The 19,361-nt window shown below is 67.5% G+C and carries 15 protein-coding genes; 6 read left to right on the top strand and 9 right to left on the bottom strand.

Going from position 1 to position 19,361, the window contains the following annotated elements; genetic code table 11:
* Window positions 1-10 precede the first annotated feature (10 nt).
* Window positions 11-1,492 (bottom strand): Y-family DNA polymerase, encoded by a 1,482-nt coding sequence (locus QWL29_RS17970; RefSeq protein WP_305824251.1) that lies wholly within the window; start codon window positions 1,490-1,492, stop codon window positions 11-13.
* Entirely contained in the window at window positions 1,422-2,129 is a 708-nt protein-coding gene (imuA, locus tag QWL29_RS17975) for a translesion DNA synthesis-associated protein ImuA (protein ID WP_305824252.1), read from the bottom strand. Before imuA ends, QWL29_RS17970 begins: the two co-directional genes overlap by 71 nt.
* A gap of 261 nt (window positions 2,130-2,390) precedes the next feature.
* Between imuA and QWL29_RS17980 the strand changes: the two genes are divergently transcribed.
* Window positions 2,391-3,635, top strand: a complete 1,245-nt coding sequence (locus QWL29_RS17980) for a putative Na+/H+ antiporter (protein WP_305824253.1) — start codon at window positions 2,391-2,393, stop codon at window positions 3,633-3,635.
* Window positions 3,636-3,644: 9 nt separating this feature from the next.
* On the top strand, window positions 3,645-4,067 hold the full coding sequence (hepT, locus tag QWL29_RS17985) for a type VII toxin-antitoxin system HepT family RNase toxin (protein WP_305824254.1): 423 nt from the start codon (window positions 3,645-3,647) through the stop codon (window positions 4,065-4,067).
* Here the strand turns inward: hepT and QWL29_RS17990 are convergent.
* The 6 genes from QWL29_RS17990 to QWL29_RS18010 form a co-directional block, all read right to left on the bottom strand.
* The gene (locus tag QWL29_RS17990) at window positions 4,064-4,402 is read right to left on the bottom strand and encodes a hypothetical protein (RefSeq protein ID WP_305824255.1); all 339 of its coding nucleotides are present in this window, start codon (window positions 4,400-4,402) and stop codon (window positions 4,064-4,066) included. The two genes, hepT and QWL29_RS17990, sit on opposite strands and share 4 nt — an antisense overlap.
* Before the next feature lie 124 nt (window positions 4,403-4,526).
* A complete protein-coding gene (locus tag QWL29_RS17995; RefSeq protein ID WP_305824256.1) occupies window positions 4,527-6,833 on the bottom strand; it encodes a TonB-dependent receptor in 2,307 nt (768 codons plus the stop codon).
* 189 nt (window positions 6,834-7,022) lie between these two features.
* Complete coding sequence (locus tag QWL29_RS18000; RefSeq protein ID WP_305824257.1) at window positions 7,023-8,483, bottom strand: TIGR01777 family oxidoreductase; 1,461 nt, start codon at window positions 8,481-8,483, stop codon at window positions 7,023-7,025.
* The gene (locus tag QWL29_RS26665; protein WP_308635690.1) at window positions 8,480-8,929 is read right to left on the bottom strand and encodes a cell division protein; all 450 of its coding nucleotides are present in this window, start codon (window positions 8,927-8,929) and stop codon (window positions 8,480-8,482) included. The genes QWL29_RS18000 and QWL29_RS26665 overlap by 4 nt, the downstream gene beginning before the upstream one ends.
* Window positions 8,930-8,938: 9 nt before the next feature.
* Entirely contained in the window at window positions 8,939-9,352 is a 414-nt protein-coding gene (locus QWL29_RS26670) for a thiol-disulfide oxidoreductase DCC family protein (RefSeq protein ID WP_308635692.1), read from the bottom strand.
* Window positions 9,349-9,891 (bottom strand): GbsR/MarR family transcriptional regulator, encoded by a 543-nt coding sequence (locus tag QWL29_RS18010; protein ID WP_305824258.1) that lies wholly within the window; start codon window positions 9,889-9,891, stop codon window positions 9,349-9,351. Before QWL29_RS18010 ends, QWL29_RS26670 begins: the two co-directional genes overlap by 4 nt.
* Window positions 9,892-10,099: 208 nt before the next feature.
* On the opposite strand from QWL29_RS18010, the gene QWL29_RS18015 reads away from it, so the two are divergent.
* The 3 genes from QWL29_RS18015 to QWL29_RS18025 are packed head-to-tail and all read left to right on the top strand — an operon-like array spanning window position 10,100 to window position 15,415.
* The gene (locus tag QWL29_RS18015) at window positions 10,100-10,690 is read left to right on the top strand and encodes a DUF2760 domain-containing protein (RefSeq protein ID WP_305824259.1); all 591 of its coding nucleotides are present in this window, start codon (window positions 10,100-10,102) and stop codon (window positions 10,688-10,690) included.
* Entirely contained in the window at window positions 10,687-12,555 is a 1,869-nt protein-coding gene (locus QWL29_RS18020) for an Hsp70 family protein (RefSeq protein ID WP_305824260.1), read from the top strand. The genes QWL29_RS18015 and QWL29_RS18020 overlap by 4 nt, the downstream gene beginning before the upstream one ends.
* A gap of 7 nt (window positions 12,556-12,562) precedes the next feature.
* The gene (locus QWL29_RS18025; RefSeq protein WP_305824261.1) at window positions 12,563-15,415 is read left to right on the top strand and encodes an Hsp70 family protein; all 2,853 of its coding nucleotides are present in this window, start codon (window positions 12,563-12,565) and stop codon (window positions 15,413-15,415) included.
* A 266-nt stretch (window positions 15,416-15,681) separates the two neighbouring features.
* Here the strand turns inward: QWL29_RS18025 and QWL29_RS18030 are convergent, their stop codons facing one another.
* A complete protein-coding gene (locus QWL29_RS18030; RefSeq protein ID WP_305824262.1) occupies window positions 15,682-17,820 on the bottom strand; it encodes an NHL repeat-containing protein in 2,139 nt (712 codons plus the stop codon).
* A 163-nt stretch (window positions 17,821-17,983) separates the two neighbouring features.
* Between QWL29_RS18030 and QWL29_RS18035 the strand changes: the two genes are divergently transcribed.
* Window positions 17,984-19,024 carry an SDR family oxidoreductase gene (locus tag QWL29_RS18035; protein ID WP_305824263.1) on the top strand — a complete coding sequence of 347 codons (1,041 nt, stop codon included), beginning with the start codon at window positions 17,984-17,986 and terminating at the stop codon, window positions 19,022-19,024.
* Window positions 19,025-19,361: the final 337 nt, after the last annotated feature.

Below are 19,361 nucleotides of genomic sequence, written 5' to 3' on the forward strand. Positions count from 1 at the left end.
GGGCTGCCGGTCAGCCGAACAGGCCATGCAGGTACCACCGCGGCGTCTCTTCCTCGCCCGACCCCACAATCCGCTCGCGGTACACCCAGTACAGCGTGTGATCCTGCCCTTCCGCGACAAAATAATCCCGCGTCTGCGTCTGGCTCCACCACCCCGCCTCGATCCGCTCCGCCACCGACGCCATCTTCAGGGGCGATCCATAGAACGGCCGGTGATTGCGCATCAAGAGCGCAATCGGCTTGGCCAGGATCCAGGTCGGCCGCGCCAGGCTTTCCACGTCGGGCGGCATCTGCGCCGAGCGCGCCGTTTCGCGCACCTTTTCCTGCACCGGCACCCAGCTGTTGGCCACCTCGGGCCGGTAATCGGCCTGTGGTAAGGCCTGCAGCACATTCTCCGGCCCCAGGCGCGCGATCAGGAGTTCGAACATGCGCAGCCGGTCTTCCTCGCTGCCGCCCGGTTCGGGAAACAGCGACTCGTTCGGCGGCGCCATCGGCTGCACCTGGTTGGCGTCGAGTACCAGGGCAATCACCGGCGCCTCCAGGATGAGCTTGGCCAGGCGTTCGCGCAGCAGGCGCACCAGGTGCTCGTCGCGCCAGGTAGGCTCGGCCAGCGCGATCTCGACCGGCGTGGGTGGACGCGCCACCCGGCCCCGTTCGTGTTCGAGCAGCAGCGTGATGCGCTCGACGGCCAGCTGGTGCGCGCACAGCCAGCCGGTCAGTTGCTGCACCAGGCGTTCGGCGCCCATCAGGCATTCCTCGGCATTTTCCAGCCGGTCGAAGAGTTCGATCTTCGCGTGGAAACTGGTGGGCGCCTCGACCCATTCGAACAATTCGGGCGCCATGCCGTAGGCGGCGTCGAGCATGTCGAGCAGTGCGCGACCGCAGCGCCGCTGCAAACCCGGACGCGGCAGGCGGCGCATGGCGCCCAGGCTGAAGCAGCCGATGCCTTCGAACCAGGTGGCATAGGCGCGCGCCGGCGGCGGCAGGCTGGCCGGCAGGTTATCCAACCGCCGCGTGAGCGACTCGATGCGCAGGGCGCGGCCGGCACGGCGCCGCGCCAGCATCCAGGCGCCGCGTGCGGTGGGGGCGCAGCTGAGCACGCCGGAGTAGCCGAGCGCACGCAAACTGGCGCGCACGCGCCGGCACAGTGCGCGGATGCCGCCGAACAGGCGCAGGCTGGCGCCGATGTCGATCAACAGGGTCGATTCCTCGGCCACCGCCACCAGCGGCGTGTACTGCAGCAGCGCCAGCGCTGCCGTGTTCAGGGCCTCGGCCTCGCGCTCGGGCGAGCGCACGTGCAGGCGCGCGTCCGGCATCAGCATGAGCACCCCGCCGCGGCGCATGCCGGGTGCTACCCCGGCAGCGCGCGCCATCGGGGAAGCTGCCAGCACGCGCTCCTGCTCGAGCACGACGCTGCCGGCGTCATTGCACCAGTTCGGGCTGAAGACCTCGAGCGGTAACTGGTGCAGGTGCAGGCCGATCCACAAGCGCATGTCGTTGAAGCAAAGTTGGAGTGAGTGGCAGGAACAGCGGCGCGTCGCGCTGCGGCCCCCGGCGTTTGACGAAGCCGACGTCGAGTCCGCCGGCGGCGGGCCGCAGCGACAGGCGCAGCGGCGCCGGCGACGAGTCTTGCGCGGCGGCGAGCGGACGCATCATGAAGAACAGGGTTTCGCCGCATTGCGCCGCCAAATGGAGGCGGCGCAGGCTTTCGCCGCGCACGTGGTTGGCCCAGAACAGCAGCGCGCCACAACTGCCGCTGCGCAGCACCTGCTCGGCGGCCCACAGCGCATCGTTGGTGCGGGTGGCGCGCAGCCAGACCAGTTGCGACGGCGGCAGGCCGAGGGCGGCCAGCGCCAGCGCCTGCGGCGGGTGCGGCGGCTGCAACAGCACGATGCGGCGCGCCGCAGCCGCCACCAGGGCCGGGCGCAGCAGGCGCATTTCGCCGATGCCGGGCTGTTGCAGCAGCAAATCGACCAGGGTGCCGGTCGGCCAGCCGCCGCCCGGCAACTGCTTCGACAGCACGGGATAGCCGGTGTCGACGCAGCGCGTATTGGAGCGTGCCAGCTGTGAGGCCCGCCACAGTGAAGGATGCAATTCTTCCGGTGAAGTATTGTTTTGTAAGGAAGACATGATTATGGGCAATGCAAAAGTACTGGATGGATATACAGTACTAGCTCGTTCAGCTTTTGGCAAGATGTGTATAGTCTGTCTATGTAGGATTTCACCTTGTTCTTATGTACGCTCAAGCGGGCCTACTCTTTGTGACCCTGGCCAGGCAAGCCATCCGACCCGCATCAAAAAGTGAAATAATGACGGTTTACTTATTATTCTTCTGGCAATGACCGCAGATCTCTTCCATTCACAGTACACAGCACTGAGCAAAGGCCAGCCATGACCACGATGCAATTGGTCGGCGCCATACTGTTCGCCTGCGCCTTGATTCATACCTTCTCCGCCAAGGGCTTCGAGGTGCTGGTCCACCGCCACCCGCGCCATGCCGGCCTGTTCCATTTGCTGGGCGAGGTCGAGGTCGTGTTCGGCTTCTGGGCGTTCGTCCTGATCGCCGCCATGGCCCTCGTGTCCGGCCCGGACAGCGCGGTCGACTATGCCGAGTCGCGCCACTACACCGAGCCGCTGTTCGTGTTCGTGGTGATGGTGATCGCGGCTTCGCGGCCCATCCTGGACGCCGTGCGTTCCCTGCTCGCCACGGTCGCGCGCCTGGTGCCGGTACGCACCGAAGTGGCACTGGCCTGGCTCGGCCTGGCCCTGGTGCCGCTGGCCGGTTCCCTGATCACCGAACCGGCCGCGATGACGCTGGCGGCGCTGATGCTGGCGCCCCAGGTATTCCGGCCCGGCATACCGGAACCGTTGAAGTATGGCGCGCTGGGCGTGCTGTTCGTGAACGTTTCCATCGGCGGCACCCTGACCTCCTACGCCGCGCCGCCGGTGCTGATGGTGGCTAGCACCTGGGGCTGGGACAGCGCCTACATGTTTACCCACTTCGGCTGGCGCGCGGCCGTGGCCATCTTCATCAACGCCACCGTCATCACTCTGCTGCTGCGCAAGCACATGCGCCCGGGCGCCGCGTCCGGCGACAGCGCAGGAAAGGTGCCGCTGAAAGTCTCGCTGGTGCACCTGGCCTTCCTGGCGGCGGTGGTGCTGCTGGCCCACCATCCGGTGCTGTTCCTCGGCCTGTTCATGCTGTTCCTCGGCTTTACCCAGGCTTACCAGCGCCACCAGGACCCGTTGATTTTGAAAGAAGGCTTGCTGGTTGGCTTCTTCCTGGCCGGACTGGTGGTGCTGGGCGGGATGCAGCAATGGTGGCTGCAGCCGCTCGTCTCCAGCCTGGGGCCGACCGCCCTGTTCTTCGGCGCGCTGGGCCTGACGGCGATTACCGACAACGCCGCCCTCACCTATCTCGGCTCGCTCATCGCGGGCCTGTCGGAGCAGTCGCAATACATGCTGGTGGCGGGTGCCGTAGCCGGCGGCGGCCTGACCGTCATCGCCAACGCACCGAACCCGGCCGGCGCGGCCCTGCTCAAGCATGGTTTTGCCGACGAGTCCATCAACGCGCTCGGTTTGCTGGGTGGCGCGCTCGGGCCGACCGCTGTGGCAGCATTGCTTTTCCTGATCTAAGGAGCATTCATGGACGACACCGTATTGATCGGCAAGACCGGCACCATCGAACGCTGCTGCCGGCGCGCCCGCGAAGAGTACGAAAAGGACCCGACCACCTTTGTCGGCGATATCACGCGCCAGGACGCGGCCACGCTGAACGTGATCCGCGCCTGGGAAGCGGCCGTCGAGATGGGAGACTATGTAATCGCCAATGCCGGCCTGGGCGATCCGCACGACGAGCGCGAGGTGATTGCCCTGCTGGCCGAGCATGGCTGGATCGAGGCGACCCTGGCCGAAGACCTGAAGCGCACCGGCGAATTCTGCCGCGCCGAATGGGACCACCAGGCCGCGCCGCTGCCGGCGCTGGTCACCATCATCAAGCGCGGGCTGGACGACTTTGGCGCCTACAGCCAGGCGCTGGTGGTGCGCGCCGGGGCGGCCTCAGCCTAATTCGGGTTCGAGGCCAGGGCCGCGTACCAGTCGGCATACGACGTGTTGGCGGCCATGCGGCGGTTGAAGTCCGGCGCGCCGTCGGCCCACCATACGGTCCCGCGTTCGCCCAGCGCGCGCTTGGCTGCATCGACTGCCGAGCGGGCCGCACGCTCCGCCTCGGTATCGTTCGCCTTCTTGGCGATGCCCACCTGGCGCCGTGCGCGCATCAACTGGTCGACCAGTTCCTGGCGCACGTCCGGAGCGAGACCGGGATTGCTGGTGCGCCAGAGGCGGCCCGAGACCACGAAGTAACGGCCGTCGGGCGTGGCGGGATATTGTCGGGCATTCGGCATGGCCTTACTATACCGAAGCAGGACGCATCCCCGCGTACGCATGCACTATCCCGGCGACTCGGCATCCATTCCCAAGCCGGGGTCAGACCTGGCCCCGGCGCTTGAATGTCACGCTCCGCAAGCCTTAGAAATTCACCTTGAACTGCGCGCCCAGCGTGCGCGGTTCGTTCACGATGCCGGTCAGGTTGTCGAAGTCGATTGCGCCGACCACCTGCACACGGTCGGTGATGTTGCGTGCGAACGCAGCGACTTCATACTTCCCGTCCTGCCACTTGTAGCCGACACGCAGGCCGCCCTCGACCAGCGGGCGCGCCTTGTATTCCCTGGCCTCGTACAGGAACATGTTGTACGAGGTACGGTAGGACCAGTCGGTGTAGGCAAAGAAATCGCCGTTCGCCAGCGGCGTGGTGTACGACAGCGTGAAGTTGGTCTGCCACTTCGGCGCGCGCGGCAGCGGGTTGCCGTCGATGCGCACCGTGCCGGCGAAGGGGCCGACCGGGTTCGTCACCGTGCAGCCGGCCAGCCCGCCGGTGTTGGCGAAGTTGCCGCACTGCTGGACGAACAGGGAGGCGTCCTTGATCTCGGTGTCGTTGTAGCTGGTGCCGAAGGTCATGCGCAACGAGTCGGTCAGCACCGCCTGGAAGTCGAGTTCGACGCCCTGGCCGGTGACCTTGTCGGCGTTGATCAGCTGGTTCATGTTGATCACGCCGCTGCCGGCGGTCAGCTGCTTGTCCTTCACGCGGTACTGGAACACGCTGGCCGACATGCGTGCGCGGCGGTCGAACAGTTCCTGCTTGATGCCGGCCTCGAACGACAGCACTTTCTCGGCGTCGGCAAACGAAGGCCGGTCGGCCAGGCCGTTCAGGCGGCCCTGCATGCTCGGCGCGCGGTAGCCGGTGGCGATGCGGGCGAACAGGTTGGTGTTCTTGTCGAGCGCATAGGTGCCGCTCAGGTCCCAGCTGACGTTGTTCGAATCTTCGTTGATGAAGAAGGGGCCGGCCGTCGTGGCTTCCACGCGGCGCGCCGAGAAGTCCTTCTTGTCGCTGGTGTAGCGCAGGCCGCCGCGCAGCTTGAGCTTGTCGGACACGGTGTAGTTCAGCGAGCCGAAGGCGGCCCACGAGGTCGTGGCCTGGTCCTGGGTTGCGTAGAACGGGTTCTGCGGATTGCCCGGCGCCAGCGAATCGAAACCGATGCTGTCGATGCGGATGTCTTCATTGAAGTAGAACAGGCCGCCGATCCACTGCAGTGGGCCGGCGCCATTCGACTCGACGCGCAATTCCTGGGTCAGCTGCCTGTGGTTCGGCAGCAGGTCGGCCGTCTCGACGACGAAGGGAATGTAGCCGGGACCCATCGGCTGGGCATACACGGCGCCGTAGCCGCCATCGACGTCGGCGCGGCTGTAGAACTCGGCGCTCTCGTAGCCGGTGATCGAATGCAGCGTCAGGTTCGGCAGGTTCCAGCGCATGCGCAGGTTGGCGCCTTTCGTCTTCAGCGTCTGCTTGTTGATGCCGTCGGTCGGATAGCTATCGTAGTCGAAGCCGTCGACCAGGTCGCTGGTGCCGGGCTTGATGATGTTCGCGCGGAACAGGGTCGCGTTGTTGTCGAGGTCGCGCGCATGGAGGTTCAGCAGCGCGCTGAATTCCTTGTTCGGCTGGACCAGCACTTGCAGGCGGCCGGCATTGTCGTGGTAGCCCTCGAGGTCGCGGGTGCCGGTAGGACGTGGGTTGTGCACGCGGTCGTCGCGGTTCTGCGATTGCAGCGACACGCGGGCCGCCACCGTATCGCTGATGGGCAGGTTGAACGCGCCCTCGGCATTCTTGGCGCCGTAGTTGCCGACGCCCAGGCTCAGGTAGCCCTCCTGCTTGAACACCGGCTTGACCGAATCGAACTTGATCACGCCGGCCGGCGAATTACGGCCGAACAGCGTGCCCTGCGGGCCGCGCAGCACTTCGATCTGTTCGACGTCGAAGACCGGGAAGCCCTTGAGCATCGGGCTTTCCTGCACGATGTCGTCGACCACCAGGCCCACCGGCTGCGAGGCGTTCAGGTCGAAGTCGGTATTGCCTTGGCCGCGGATATAAAAGCGCGGGAAGGAACGGCCGTAGTCGGATTCCACGTTCAGGCTGGGCGAACGGCCGGACAGGAAACGGATGTCCTGGCCGCCGGCGGTGAAGGTCGTCAGCTTGTCGCCGCTAATGGTGGTGATCGCCATCGGCACGTCGCGAATGTTTTCGGCGCGGCGCTGGGCCGTGACGATCACCACATCGAGGGGCTGGCCGCTTCCTTCCGCCGCGGTCTGTGCAACCGGTGTTTCCGGACCAGCTGCCGCTTCCTGGGCGAGCGCGGCTTGCAGGGGAAAGGCGGAAATGACAGCCAGGCATGCCAGCTTGCGGGCATGGGGAAGTGAGGAATGCGGCTTCAGGCGTTTCATGCGGTTCCTTGTCGGCGACGATGGACCGCGGCCAGGTACGCAAGAAGCGCGCGGCGCATGATCTGCATCTAGTGGTTGTGTAAAGACATCATTTTAATGACACCGTATTTTCTCTTTTGAGAAATGTTTTCAAAATGATGCTTTTTCGCACGGTTGTGCGGAAACGCTTGCATTCGCTGCGTTTCCGGTCTACTTCACACTACGCAAGGCATCCGCCAAACCGGGGTAACGAAAGACAAAGCCTTCCCGTTGCAGGCGCTTCGGTACCACGCGCTGTCCTTCCAGCAGCAAATCGGCCTGTTCGCCAAGCGCCAGCCGCATTGGCCAGCCCGGGGTCGGCAGCAGGCAGGGCCGGCGCCAGATGCGGGCGGCCGCCTGGCTGAAGCCGAGCTGCGTCACGCATTCCGGGGCGGTGAAATTGCTCACGCCCGCCCCCGGTACGCCGCTTTCCTCCAGCGCCAGCCGCCAGCGGTGCGCCATGCCGCGCACCACATCGTCGATGTGGATCCAGGACAGCCATTGCCGGCCGCTGGCCAGCCTGCCGCCCAGGCCCAGCAGGATCGGCAACAGCAGCATCGGCAGCGCGCCGCCCCTGCCCAGCACCAGGCCAAAGCGCATGCATTCCACCTGCGTGCCGTGTGCGGCGGCGGCGCCGGCCGCCTGCTCCCATTCGCGGCACAAGTCCGACATGAACACCGGCTGCGGCGGTGCGCGCTCGTCCAGTTCCGTGTCGTCGCCGATGCGCTGGATGCCGTAGTAGCCGATGGCGGAAGCCGACAGCAGCAGGAAGGGTTTGTGTTCGGCGCGCGCGATCCACTCGACCACCTGCCCGGTCAGGCCGATGCGGCTGCGGCGCAAGGCCGCCCGGCGCTGCGCCGTCCAGCGCCACCCCAGGATGCGGGCGCCGGCCAGGTTGACGACGACATCGACGCGGGAGCTTGACGCCAGCTCCTGCATCGAGGCGATGCAGCGCACCCTGCCGTCGAACATCCAGGCCGCCCCTTTCGGCTGGCGGGTCAGCGCAATCACCTCGTGACCGTCCTGCAGCAGTGCGCGCACCAGGTGCTGGCCGACAAACCCCGTCGCGCCGGTGACGAGCACGGTGCGCTTCCTGTCGTCGAACGACACCGGCGCCGCCAGCGTGCCGGCCCGCGCAAGCCGCAACGCGGCCAGCCCATCGCGCAGGCCAGAGACGCCCACACCCACGCCGCACAATGCCAGGAACACGCTGAGCCAGCCCTGCGGACTCCACACCAGCGCCGTCGGCTCAGCATGCCAGCCCGGAAAATTCATCGCCAGCAGCGTGATGAAGGCGCCGCCGTTGATCGCCAGGATCGTGTGCGTCACGCGCTCGGTGGCCGGCAGCAGGCGGGTGCGGTCCTCGACCACGAAGTCCCACAGCGTGAGCACGATCTCCACACCGAAGATGGCCAGCAAAGCCACGGCAAACCCGCCATGCCATTCCCAGTACGCGAGTCCGATGAACAGCAGCGCATAGATCAGGGCGCGGATTGCGTGAATGCCGAGCTCCAGCCGCGCGTCCGGCTTTTGCGGCAGCGCCTCGGTCAGCTCGTGGTGATACAGCGTGTCGAAGGCGCCGAGGCAGCCTTGCGCCGCCATCAGCTGCAAGGCGAGTACATGGGTGTTCATGCCGCCACCGCCATGCGGTCATGGCGCCACAGCCAGAACAGCGGCGGCAGCATCACCGCCAGCGCCGCGACGTCGACCCGGACGTGCGCCCAGCAGGCGGCGCGCAGCGACACGACGATGTCCTGCGGCGCCCAGGCCACGAGGCCGAGCATCAGCCACAGCCAGACCTGCGGCTGGCGCAGGCGGTCGGCCAGGTGGATCAGGGCGATCATCCACAAGGCCATCAATTGCACCGTCGGCCCGAACAGCGACATCCACCAGGTCTGCAAATCGCGGGCCTCCGCCGGCGCCCCCCCAGGCCAGAAGGCGGCTTCGATACTGGCGTGGTAGGCATCGAGTACCGGCGCCGTCGCCATCCACGGCAGCAAGGCGCCCACCAGCACATGGGCGATCGACACCATCAATAGCCAGCGGATCAGCCATCCGCGCAATACGATGTTGTTCATGCCGTGCTCCTATTTGAGGAAAGGACTGCCGATACTGCAGGTGCTGCCATCGCAGCCCTGCGGCAGACGGACGCCGAGGCGGCGCGAGATCGCATACCGGTGCCGCGCAAACCAGCGGTACAAGTTGGCCAGCAGCGGCCGCAGGAAGGGAATGCGCAAGGGCCAGACCATCCAGCCACGCCCGACCAGGGTGTAGGCCGCCAGCATGCTGTCGATGCCCACCAGCACCCTGCCGTCAAGCGTGCGCGCATGCAGTTCGCGGTTCAGCGCCGCCATGTCCGCACCAAGGAAGGCCGGGTCGAATCCGGGCTGGGTGATGTCGACGAACGCCAGGTGACCGGCTGTGTTCCACGTCTTCAGCTTCAGCATGGAGGCCACGCAGAACGGGCAGCGGCCATCGAAATACAGGGTCAGGGTGTTCATGCCGGCTCCTTGTCGTTCGGCCCGAGGAAGCGCGCCACCTTGCCGCCCATCTTGACGAAGCGCTGCAGGGTCTGCGGCGACAGGTGCTGGTAATCCTGGAAGGTGGTGCTCAGCATCTCCAGGAAGTCGAGCACGGTCTGCATGCGCGCCAGGGTGGCGGCGTCGAGCTGCTCATCTTGCGTGCCTTCGATGGCGCATTCTCGCAGCACGCTCAGGGTGGGGTCGATCTCGCGCCGCTTGCGCTCTTCCAGGATCACGCGGAAGATTTCCCACACATCCTGCAAGGCCACGAAATGGTCGCGCCGGTCGCCCAGCACGTGGGTCACGCGCACCAGCTTCCAGCTTTGCAGCTCCTTCAGGCTGTTGCTGACGTTCGAACGCGCCACGCCCAGCACCACGACGATGTCGTCGGCCGCCAGCGGGCGCTCGGCCAGGTAGAGCAGCGCGTGGATCTGCGCCACGGTGCGGTTGACGCCCCAGCGGGTGCCCATCTCGCCCCAGTGCAGGATGAACTTTTGTTCGGTCGGGCTGAGTTCCATGATATTTCTCTGTTTTCTGTTATGACAGAAATTAAAGAACAAACAGAAGATAAAGTCAACGCATTTTGGCAAGCGTGCCGGCCGCAGCCCCGGCAAGACTGAGGTGCACGCGTGCGCCACTCATGGTCGAACTGGTATCATTCGCGTCTTCCGGACCCCCGACGCTGTCCGACAGCGCGCACGTCCCTCACCCTACAGAACACCAGGAATGACTACACCAACCCAACTGCCAGGCTTCTGGAGCCGGCTGTCGCTTGCCTTCGGCGCCTTTTTCAAAGCTGCCGGCGACGCCGAATTTGCCGCGCGCGTGCGCGATGACCAGGTTGGCCCCGTGGCCGCGCCTGCTCCGGCCCCTGTGCCGACGCCTGCCCCCACGCCTGTCGCGCCTGTCGCTCCAGCCCCAACGCCGCTGCGCGTGAACACGCCAGAATCGGCCCTGCAGCTCCTGACCCTGCTGCAGCGCGAAGCGCGCCTGATCGACTTCGCCAACGAAAACCTGGCCAGCTATGCCGACGCCGACATCGGCGCCGCCGCGCGCGTGGTCCACGAAGGCTGCGCCCGCGTACTGAAGGAACATTTCACCATCGCCCCGGTCCGCACCGAAGCCGAAGGCGCGCGCGTCACGCTGGAAGAAGGTTTTGACGCCGCCAGCGTGCGCCTGACCGGCAACGTGGTCGGCAAGGCGCCGTTCAAGGGCACGCTGAGCCACCGCGGCTGGCGCGCCACGGATGTACGCCTGCCGCAGCTGGCCAAGGAACACGACGCCAGCGTCATCGCCCCGGCCGAGGTGGAACTGTGAGCGCCCGTTACGCCATCGGCATCGACCTGGGCACGACGCACAGCGCCCTGTCCTATGTCGACCTGGAAGCCAGCGACGGCGAAAAGACCGCGCACGGCGTGCTGCCGATCCCGCAGCTGAGCGCCCCCGGCACCGTCGAGGACCTGCCGCTGCTGCCGTCCTTCCTCTACCTGCCGCACCCGGACGAACTGGCGCCGGGCGAACTGGCCCTGCCGTGGACTCATGAAGACCCCCGCAATGGCGGTGTCGCGAGCGACAACGCCATTGCTGGCGAAATGGCGCGCAGCCGCGGCGCCACCACGCCGATTCGCCTGGTGTCGAGCGCCAAGAGCTGGCTGTGCCATCCTGGCGTCGACCGCCGCGCCGCCATCCTGCCGTCGGACGCGCCGGAAGAAGTCACGCGCGTCTCGCCGCTGGAAGCCTCGACCCGCTACCTGCAGCACCTGCGCCGCGCCTGGGACCACGCCCATCCGGATGCACCGTTCGACCAGCAGCAAGTGACGGTGACGATTCCCGCATCGTTCGACCCGGGCGCGCGCGAACTCACCGCCGAAGCGGCGCGCAACGCCGGCTACGCCTCGGCCACCTTGCTCGAAGAACCGCAAGCAGCCCTGTACAGCTGGATCCAGGGCAGCAACGGCGCCTGGCGCAAGCAGGTCAAAGCCGGCGACATCGTGCTGGTGGTGGACGTAGGCGGCGGCACCAGCGACTTCTCGCTGATCGCCATCCTCGAGGTCGACGGCAAGCTGGAACCGCACCGCGTGGCCGTGGGCGACCACATCCTGCTCGGCGGCGACAACATGGACTTGGCGCTGGCCCACCTGGTCGCGCGCAAGCTGGCCGCCAACGGCACGCAACTCGATGCCTGGCAGATGCGCGCCCTCACCTACGGCTGCCGCGGCGCGAAAGAACACCTGCTGGCCGACCCGAACGCCACCACCTGGCCGATCGTGGTGCCGAGCCGCGGCTCAAAACTCATCGGCGGCTCGATCCGCACCGAACTCACGCGCGAAGAAGTCACCGCATTCATTACCGACGGTTTCTTCCCGCGTGTGGAAGCCGGCGCCCGCCCGGCCACGCGTACCCGCGCCGGCCTGACGCAGCTCGGCCTGCCGTATGCGCAGGACGCGGCCATCACCAGGCATTTGAGTGCCTTCCTGGCGCGCCAGGCCGGCGCCACCGCCGAACTCGAAGGTTTCGCGGGCCGCGTGTCGGCCGAGCACAGCTTCCTGCACCCGAGCGCGGTGCTGTTCAACGGCGGCGTGTTCAAATCCAGCATCCTGTCGCAGCGCGTGATGGACACCATCAACGACTGGCTGTACATGGAAGGCGCGGAACCGGCGCGCATGCTCGAAGGCGCCGACCTCGACCTGGCCGTTGCCCGTGGCGCGGCCTATTACAGCTACGCGCGTCGCGGCGGCGGCGTGCGCATCCGCGGCGGAACGGCGCGCTCCTACTACGTGGGCGTGGAGTCCTCGATGCCGGCAATTCCCGGCATGGAACCGCCGATCCAGGCCCTGTGCGTGGCGCCCTTCGGCATGGAAGAAGGGGGCGAACTCGAACTGCCGGGCCAGGAATTCGGCTTGGTCGTAGGCGAGCCGGTGCACTTCCGCTTCTTCGGCTCGACCACGCGCCGGCAAGACCAGATCGGCGACGTGCTCGACTTCTGGGGTCCGGACGAGCTGCAGGAAATGAACGAGATCCAGGCGACCCTGCCGGCCGAGGGGCGCACGCCCGGCGACGTGGTGCAGGTGAAGCTGCATGCGCTGGCCACCGAGGCGGGCACGCTGGAACTGGCGGCGCTGTCGCCGGAAGGCCAGCGCTGGAACGTCGAGTTCGACGTGCGTAACACTGCTAACCAGTAAATCAGCAGTGAAACCCTGGCTGGTCAGCATCGACCTCGGCACCACGAATACGGTGCTGGCTTATGCGGCGCCCGGCGCGGCCGAGGTAGAACTGTTCGCCATTGACCAACTGGTGGCGCCGGGCGAAGTGGCTGGCGCGCCGCTGCTGCCGTCAAACCGCTACCATCCAGCTGAGGGCGAACTGGCCGCCGGCGAACTGCAGCTGCCCTGGCTGCAGGACGACGTAGCCGGTATCAAGCAGGTTGCCGTCGGCCGCCTGGCACGCACTCTCGGCGCCGCGACGCCGGGCCGGCTGGTGGCCAGCGCCAAGAGCTGGCTCTCGCATCCCGGCGTCGACCGCATGGCGGCTATCCTGCCCTGGGGCGCCGAGGCCGACGTGCCGAAGGTGTCGCCGGTGGCCGCCAGCGCCAGCTACCTGGCGCACCTGCGCGCCAACTGGAATACCCGTTTTCCCGCCCAGCCGCTCGAACAACAGGAACTGGTACTGACCGTACCGGCCTCGTTCGACGAAGGCGCACGCGCGCTGACCCTGGAAGCGGCCAGGCTGGCGGGCCTGCCGCACCTGCGCCTTCTGGAAGAACCGCAGGCTGCCCTGTACGACTGGCTGTACCGCCACCGCGCGACGCTGGCCGAGGACCTCGCGCAGACGCGGCTGGTACTGGTGGCCGACGTCGGCGGCGGCACCACCGACTTCAGCCTGGTCAAGGTCGAACTGGTTGATGGCGAGCCGACGCTCACCCGCATCGGCGTCGGCAACCACCTGATCCTCGGCGGCGACAACATGGACCTGGCGCTCGCCCATCTGGTCGAAGCGCGCATGAACGAAGCGGCCGGCGACGCTCTCGGAAACAATGCGCCGCGCGAGCGTTTGTCGGCCGCGCGCCTGGCCCAGCTGACCGAACGCTGCCGCGCCGCCAAGGAGCAGCTGCTGGCGACCGATGCGCAGGAGCTTGTCAGCGTCACCCTGCTCGGCTCCGGCTCGCGCCTGATCGGTGGCAGCCGCAAGGCCGACCTGCGCCGCGACGACATCGAGCGCGTGGTGCTGGATGGCTTCTTCCCGCTCAACGCGGAACAGGAAGGCGCACGGCGCGCCCGCGCCGGCATCGTCGAATTCGGCCTGCCGTATGCGAGCGACCCGGCCGTCACGCGCCATCTGGCGGGCTTCCTGCGCCAGCACGCGGCGGCGGCGCGCGCAGCACTCGGACTGCCCGACAATGATGAGCGCTTGCCTGTGCCCGACACCCTGTTGCTGAACGGCGGTGTGTTCCGTGGCGCGGCGCTGGCCGAGCGCCTGGCCACGGTGCTGGCGCAATGGCGCGGCGCCCCGCTCACGGTCCTGCACAACGAGAACCCGGACGTGGCCGTGGCGCGCGGCGGCGTCGCCTATTCGCTGGCGCGCCAGGGCCAGGCGCCATCCATCGAAAGCGGTGCGGCGCGCAGCTACTACCTGCTGCTGGAAGGCGAACGTGCCAGCGGCGGCGCCCTGCGCGCGGTCTGCCTGCTGCCGCGCGGGACGCCGGCTGCCACTGAAGTCCTGCTGCATGAACGCACGTTCGCGCTGCGCCTGGGACGGCCGGTGCGCTTCCACCTGGTGTCGACGATTGCCGATGCCGGCGCGGCGCCGCAGCCCGGCGCGCTGGTCGACCTGCCGCCGGGCGACGTGGTGCGCCTGCCGCCGATCGCCACCGTGCTGCGCGCCGCACCCGGCGCCGCGGCCCTGAGCGACATCCCGGTGCAACTGGCGGCGACGCTAAGCGAAGTCGGTTCGCTGGAAGTGCATTGCGTTGCCGCCGATGGCCAGCGCTGGCAATTGGCTTTCCAGTTGCGCGAAGCCGAAGGCGGCGAAGTGCTGGAAACGCCGGAAGAAGACACCCTGCCGCCGCAACTCGGCGCCGCCATCGACAAGATCGACCGCATCTTCGGCACCCGCTCGAAGCAGGTCGACACCAAGGAAGTACGCCAGCTGCGCGCCAGCCTGGAACACCTGCTGGGCCGGCGCGAAGGCTGGGCCACGCCCTTGCTGCGCCGCCTGTTCGACGCCTTGATGGAGCGCGCCAAGGGCCGCCGCCGCTCAAGCGAACACGAACGCGCCTGGCTGAACCTGGCCGGCTACAGCCTGCGCCCCGGCTTCGGCCACCCGCTCGACGGCTGGCGCATCGAGCAATTGTGGGCCATGTTCGGGACCGGCGTGCAGTACCACAAGGACAGCCAGGTGCGTGCCGAGTGGTGGACCCTTTGGCGCCGCGTGGCCGGTGGCCTCGACACCGAAGCGCAACTGCGTCTGCTTGACGACTTTGCGTTCAACCTGCAGGCCGATGCATTCGAACGCGGCAAGCGCCCGATCACGCTGGTCGACGGCAGCGAGGAGGACATGCTGCGCCTGGGTGCTTCGCTGGAGCGCATTCCCTCGGCCTACAAGGCGGAGATCGGCAACTGGATGATGGAGCAGATCGAGGCGATTCCATCGGGCGGCGCCAGGCTCGATGCAAAGACGGCGGCAAGCCATACGCGCTACCTGTGGGCGCTCGGCCGCGTCGGTGCGCGCCAGTCCTTCCATGGCAGCGCGCACGAAGTGGCGCCAGCGGAAGTCGCCGAGGAATGGCTGGGCAAATTGCTGAAGCTGGACTGGAAGAAAATCGAGCCGGCGGGCTTTGCCGCCACCCACATCGCGCGCATGACGGGCGACCGCTCGCGCGACGTGTCGGAGCCGGTGCGGCTGGAGGTGCTGCGCCGTCTCGGCGCAACTGGTGCGCCCGCGTCGTGGACGGCGATGGTGCGCGAGGTGGTGGAGCTGGACCAGGCCAGCCAGACGCGGATGCTGGGCGAGGCGCTGCCGCCCGGGCTGAAGCTGCTGCGCTGATTCGTTATACCGTAGCCTCGTAGGGTGGACCGGGCCACGAAAGGCGGCTTTGCCGTCCACGCGTTCAACTGGAATTCAAACAATCGTGGCGGTATTCATTGACCGTTGACCGCGTGGGCACGGAGTGCCCACCCTACGATCGCATCGGCCACAGGTGCACGCATACGTAGGGTGGGCGCCCTGTGCCCACGCGTTCAGCCAGCAGTCAAATAGCCGCGCGATGTTCATGTGGTCGTTGAACGCGTGGATGGGGAAACCCGTCCACGCTACTCCACGATTACCGGCAAATCCCGCCCTTCCGTGGCCACTAGCCCCGCGTAGTCGGCCACATACGCCCGCAAGATATACTCCCCCGGCGCCAGGCCGCCCACCTTCCAGCTCCCCGGCAATGCCTGCCCGCCCTGCAGCGTATTACTCACCGCGTAAGCAAAGCGCGTGGCCTTGCTGCCATACACCGTGATGCCGCTGCTGTCGGCATACATCAGCTTTACCGCCTCCTGCTCGCGCGGCAGGCGGTCGTACACCTGCGTGATCAAGGGCTGCTCGAAACCGGCCACCGGCGTCCCATCCGCCCGCAGCACCTGGTAGCCCAGCTTGTACAAACCCAGGCGCCGGCGCGCCAGGTTGCCATCCATCTGGTCGTAGGCATCGACCACGATGTTCACGTCGCCCAGCGCGCGCTCGATGCGCAGCGGCTCGCCCTTGCGCGCCGCCTTGATGCGCCGCCCGCCGCCGTCATACAGCGCGATGCCGTTGATCGTCGGCGCAATCGTGTCGCGCAGGCCGATGAACGGCAGCAGCAGCGGATTCGACGGCGCGCCGGCCGGGTAATGCTCCATGTGCACGTGCGCCATCGGGTTGATGGTGCCGAGCGCATCGCCCACGGCAAAGCGGGTGCCGCGCTGAACGCGCACGCGCTCCGGCTTGCCGCGCGCATCGAGCAGCATGTGGAAGCGCGGATCGAGCGCCTTGCCGTTGCTCTCGCGCCCCACACGCATGTGGATGTACGACAGCGGCCCGACGCTCATGCCCTCCACCAGCGACCCGAACGCCCAGTTTGGATACGGATCGCCGATCTTCGACGGCACGATGGCCAGCACGCGCGAACCGACGTCGGCGCGGATGTCGAGGCCCGCATGGAAGTGGTGCCGGCTTTCGCCATCGTAGCTGCCGCGCACCTCGCCCATCACGCCGACGACTTCATGCACTTCGGTTTGCGGCCCCACCGGCCAGGGCATCGGCTCGGTGCGCGTCACCGGCGCCGCCGGCAGCGGCTTCGGTACCGCTTCGCCGGCGCGCGGCGCGGCCAGCGAGAACACGCGTAAGGCCTGGGCATCGGCCACCACCAGGCTGCCGTCGCGGCGCACGGCAATGCCGCGCGGCCCGAACAGGCGCACCGTGCCGTCGCTGCCATAGCTGATTGCCGGCGGACGGTCGGTGTCGAGCAGCGCATGGTAGTCCCCGTTCGGCGCGAGCTGGACGATGCGTCCGCCCGCGCCGCTCGACACGTACAGGTAGCCATCCTCCGTCAGCGCCAGCCCGGCGGGCCGGGTCAGGACCGGTTTCGGCTCGCCGGGAATGGGCGCTGCGATCGTCGTCACCATACCGTCGGCGCCGATGCGGCGAATCGCATTGTTGCCGGTATCGGCCACGAACAGCGTGCCGGCCTTGTCGACCGCGATGCCAACCGGCGTATCGAAGCCTGCGCTTGCCGCCATGCCATCGGCGCCGCCCGGCTGGCCATTCCCGGCCACGGTGGTGACGCTGCCGTCCGGCGCGATGCGGCGGATGCGGTCGTTGTAGGTGTCGGCCACGAAGACGTTGCCGCCCCGGTCGACCGCCACGCCCACCGGCCCGTTGAAGCGCGCGGTGCGGCCGATGCCGTCGAGGTAGCCGGGCTGGCCGTCGCCGGCAAGCGTGGTGACGCTGCCGTCGCGCGCGATCTTGCGGATCGCGTGGTTGCCGGTGTCGGCCACGTACAGATTGCCGGCGCGGTCCAGCGCCAGCGCGGACGGGGTATTGAAGGCGGCCGCCTCCCGCACGCCGTCGGCAAAGCCTTCGCGCCCGCCGGCGTAGGTGCCGACCACGCCGTCCACACCGATGCGGCGGATGCGGTTGCTGTCGCCGCCATCGGCGATGAAGACGTTGCCCTTCACGTCGGCCACCACGCCGAAGGGGTCGCTGAAGCGGCTGAGGGCGGTGCCGCCATCGACCACGCCGTTGACGCCGTCGCCAGCGATCGGCGCTACGCGCGCCGTCCATGCGGGCTGGGTCGCCGCCACCGGCAGCGGCAGCAAGGCGCGGCGCGGTGCGCTGGCGTCGCCGCTGTTCGTGAAGTACCAGGCTGCGCCGCCGCCCAGGAGAACGGCGCCTGCCAGCGCCGCGATGACCGTTATTCGTTTCACTGCTTGCCGCCCGCTCGTTGCTGAACCCGGCAGTCTACCCGATCGGCCGGGTTTGCATTGGCGCTCACGCCTACCGTATGCCGCACTCTGCCGGGAATGGCTACCATCGATCAGAGCCGCTTCCACCCCAGGCAGCGCCATTCTTTCCAACCCAGGAGCACACATGGATTCGAACAACAAGAAGCCGGCCGACGATGCACAACCAGCGCGCCGCCGTTTCGTCAGCACCGTCGCCACCGGCCTTGCCGCATCGGCTGCCGCAGTCGGCACGTCTTCGGCGCTGGCCCAGCCCGGCGATGCCGCACCCGGCCAGCCGCCCGCCGGCCGCGCCAAGGCCGCCGCAGCCAACTATCCGAAGCCGCCCTTCGCCGTGCAGTCGCAGCCCTGGCCCGCGCTGGCCAGCAAGATGAACCCGCGCCCCGACCACGGCGAAACCACCTACCGCGGCAGCGGACGCCTGGCCGGCCGCAAGGCGCTGGTCACCGGCGGCGATTCCGGCATCGGCCGCGCAGCGGTGATTGCGTTTGCGCGCGAAGGCGCCGACGTCGCCATCAACTACCTGCCGGCCGAGGAAGCGGATGCGCGCGAAGTCGTGAAACTGATCCAGGATGCCGGCCGCAAGGCGGTGGCGATTCCCGGCGACATCCGCGACGAAGCCTTTTGCCGGAAGCTCGTGGCTGAAGCGGTGCGCCAGCTGGGCGGGCTCGATATCCTGGTCAACAACGCGGCGCGCCAGCAGTCGCACGATTCCATCCTCGACCTGACGACCGAGCAGTTCGACTGGACCTTCAAGACCAACGTGTACGCGATGTTCTGGATTACCAAGGCCGCGATTCCGCACCTGAAGCAGGGCAGCTGCATCATCAACACCGCTTCGGTGCAGGCCTACAGCCCTTCGGAGAACCTGCTGGATTATGCGTCGACCAAGTCGGCCCAGGTGGCGTTCACCAAGTCGCTGGCCAAGCAGCTGGGCAAGAAGGGCATCCGCGTGAACGCGATCGCGCCGGGGCCGATCTGGACGCCATTGCAGGTGTGCGGCGGGCAGACGCCGGAAAACCTGAAGAAGTTCGGGGAAGAATCGCCGATGGGCCGTCCGGGCCAGCCGGCCGAATTGGCGCTGGCGTTCGTGACGCTGGCGGCGGACGAGTCGAGCTACACGACCGGGCAGGTGTATGGCGTGGCGGGCGGAGCGGGCAATCCGTAAAGCGGGAGCAGGAGCGGCCGCGCCAAGGGGTTTGAACACCCCTGCGCGGCTTGCGTGAAGTCCTGCTCGTTCAGCGCTTGCGCAGCAGGCGCGTCAGCAGCGACGAGATCGAGCGGGTCGGAATCAGTTTGCCCAGTGGGCCAGGGTGGTTGCAGCGCGAAGTGACGGTCATCTCTTTAGCCTCCGGAACATTACTTGGCAAAATAACTACACAGTCGAGTTTCTTCTGTGCGCCAGCGCGCATAGCGCTATCTTAGACATGCGTCGATGACGCTGGCGTGACAGGCAAGCGCGCGCGCCCTGGCACGATTGAGCCATATCATGGGTGCCGCAAGGC

It is taken from the genome of Massilia brevitalea (genome assembly GCF_030711405.1).
In the GTDB taxonomy this organism is placed as follows: Bacteria; Pseudomonadota; Gammaproteobacteria; order Burkholderiales; family Burkholderiaceae_D; genus Telluria; species Telluria brevitalea.

What these genes read in the sequence shown, in the direction of transcription:
- QWL29_RS17995 (WP_305824256.1), bottom strand. Translation starts at nt 6,833, where the DNA reads ATGAAACGCCTGAAGCCGCATTCCTCACTTCCCCATGCCCGCAAGCTG.
- QWL29_RS18000 (WP_305824257.1), bottom strand. Translation starts at nt 8,483, where the DNA reads ATGAACACCCATGTACTCGCCTTGCAGCTGATGGCGGCGCAAGGCTGC.
- QWL29_RS17990 (WP_305824255.1), bottom strand. Translation starts at nt 4,402, where the DNA reads ATGCCGAATGCCCGACAATATCCCGCCACGCCCGACGGCCGTTACTTC.
- QWL29_RS18015 (WP_305824259.1), top strand. Translation starts at nt 10,100, where the DNA reads ATGACTACACCAACCCAACTGCCAGGCTTCTGGAGCCGGCTGTCGCTT.
- QWL29_RS26665 (WP_308635690.1), bottom strand. Translation starts at nt 8,929, where the DNA reads ATGAACAACATCGTATTGCGCGGATGGCTGATCCGCTGGCTATTGATG.
- QWL29_RS17970 (WP_305824251.1), bottom strand. Translation starts at nt 1,492, where the DNA reads ATGCGCTTGTGGATCGGCCTGCACCTGCACCAGTTACCGCTCGAGGTC.
- QWL29_RS17980 (WP_305824253.1), top strand. Translation starts at nt 2,391, where the DNA reads ATGACCACGATGCAATTGGTCGGCGCCATACTGTTCGCCTGCGCCTTG.
- QWL29_RS26670 (WP_308635692.1), bottom strand. Translation starts at nt 9,352, where the DNA reads ATGAACACCCTGACCCTGTATTTCGATGGCCGCTGCCCGTTCTGCGTG.
- imuA (WP_305824252.1), bottom strand. Translation starts at nt 2,129, where the DNA reads ATGTCTTCCTTACAAAACAATACTTCACCGGAAGAATTGCATCCTTCA.
- QWL29_RS18010 (WP_305824258.1), bottom strand. Translation starts at nt 9,891, where the DNA reads ATGGAACTCAGCCCGACCGAACAAAAGTTCATCCTGCACTGGGGCGAG.
- QWL29_RS18035 (WP_305824263.1), top strand. Translation starts at nt 17,984, where the DNA reads ATGGATTCGAACAACAAGAAGCCGGCCGACGATGCACAACCAGCGCGC.
- hepT (WP_305824254.1), top strand. Translation starts at nt 3,645, where the DNA reads ATGGACGACACCGTATTGATCGGCAAGACCGGCACCATCGAACGCTGC.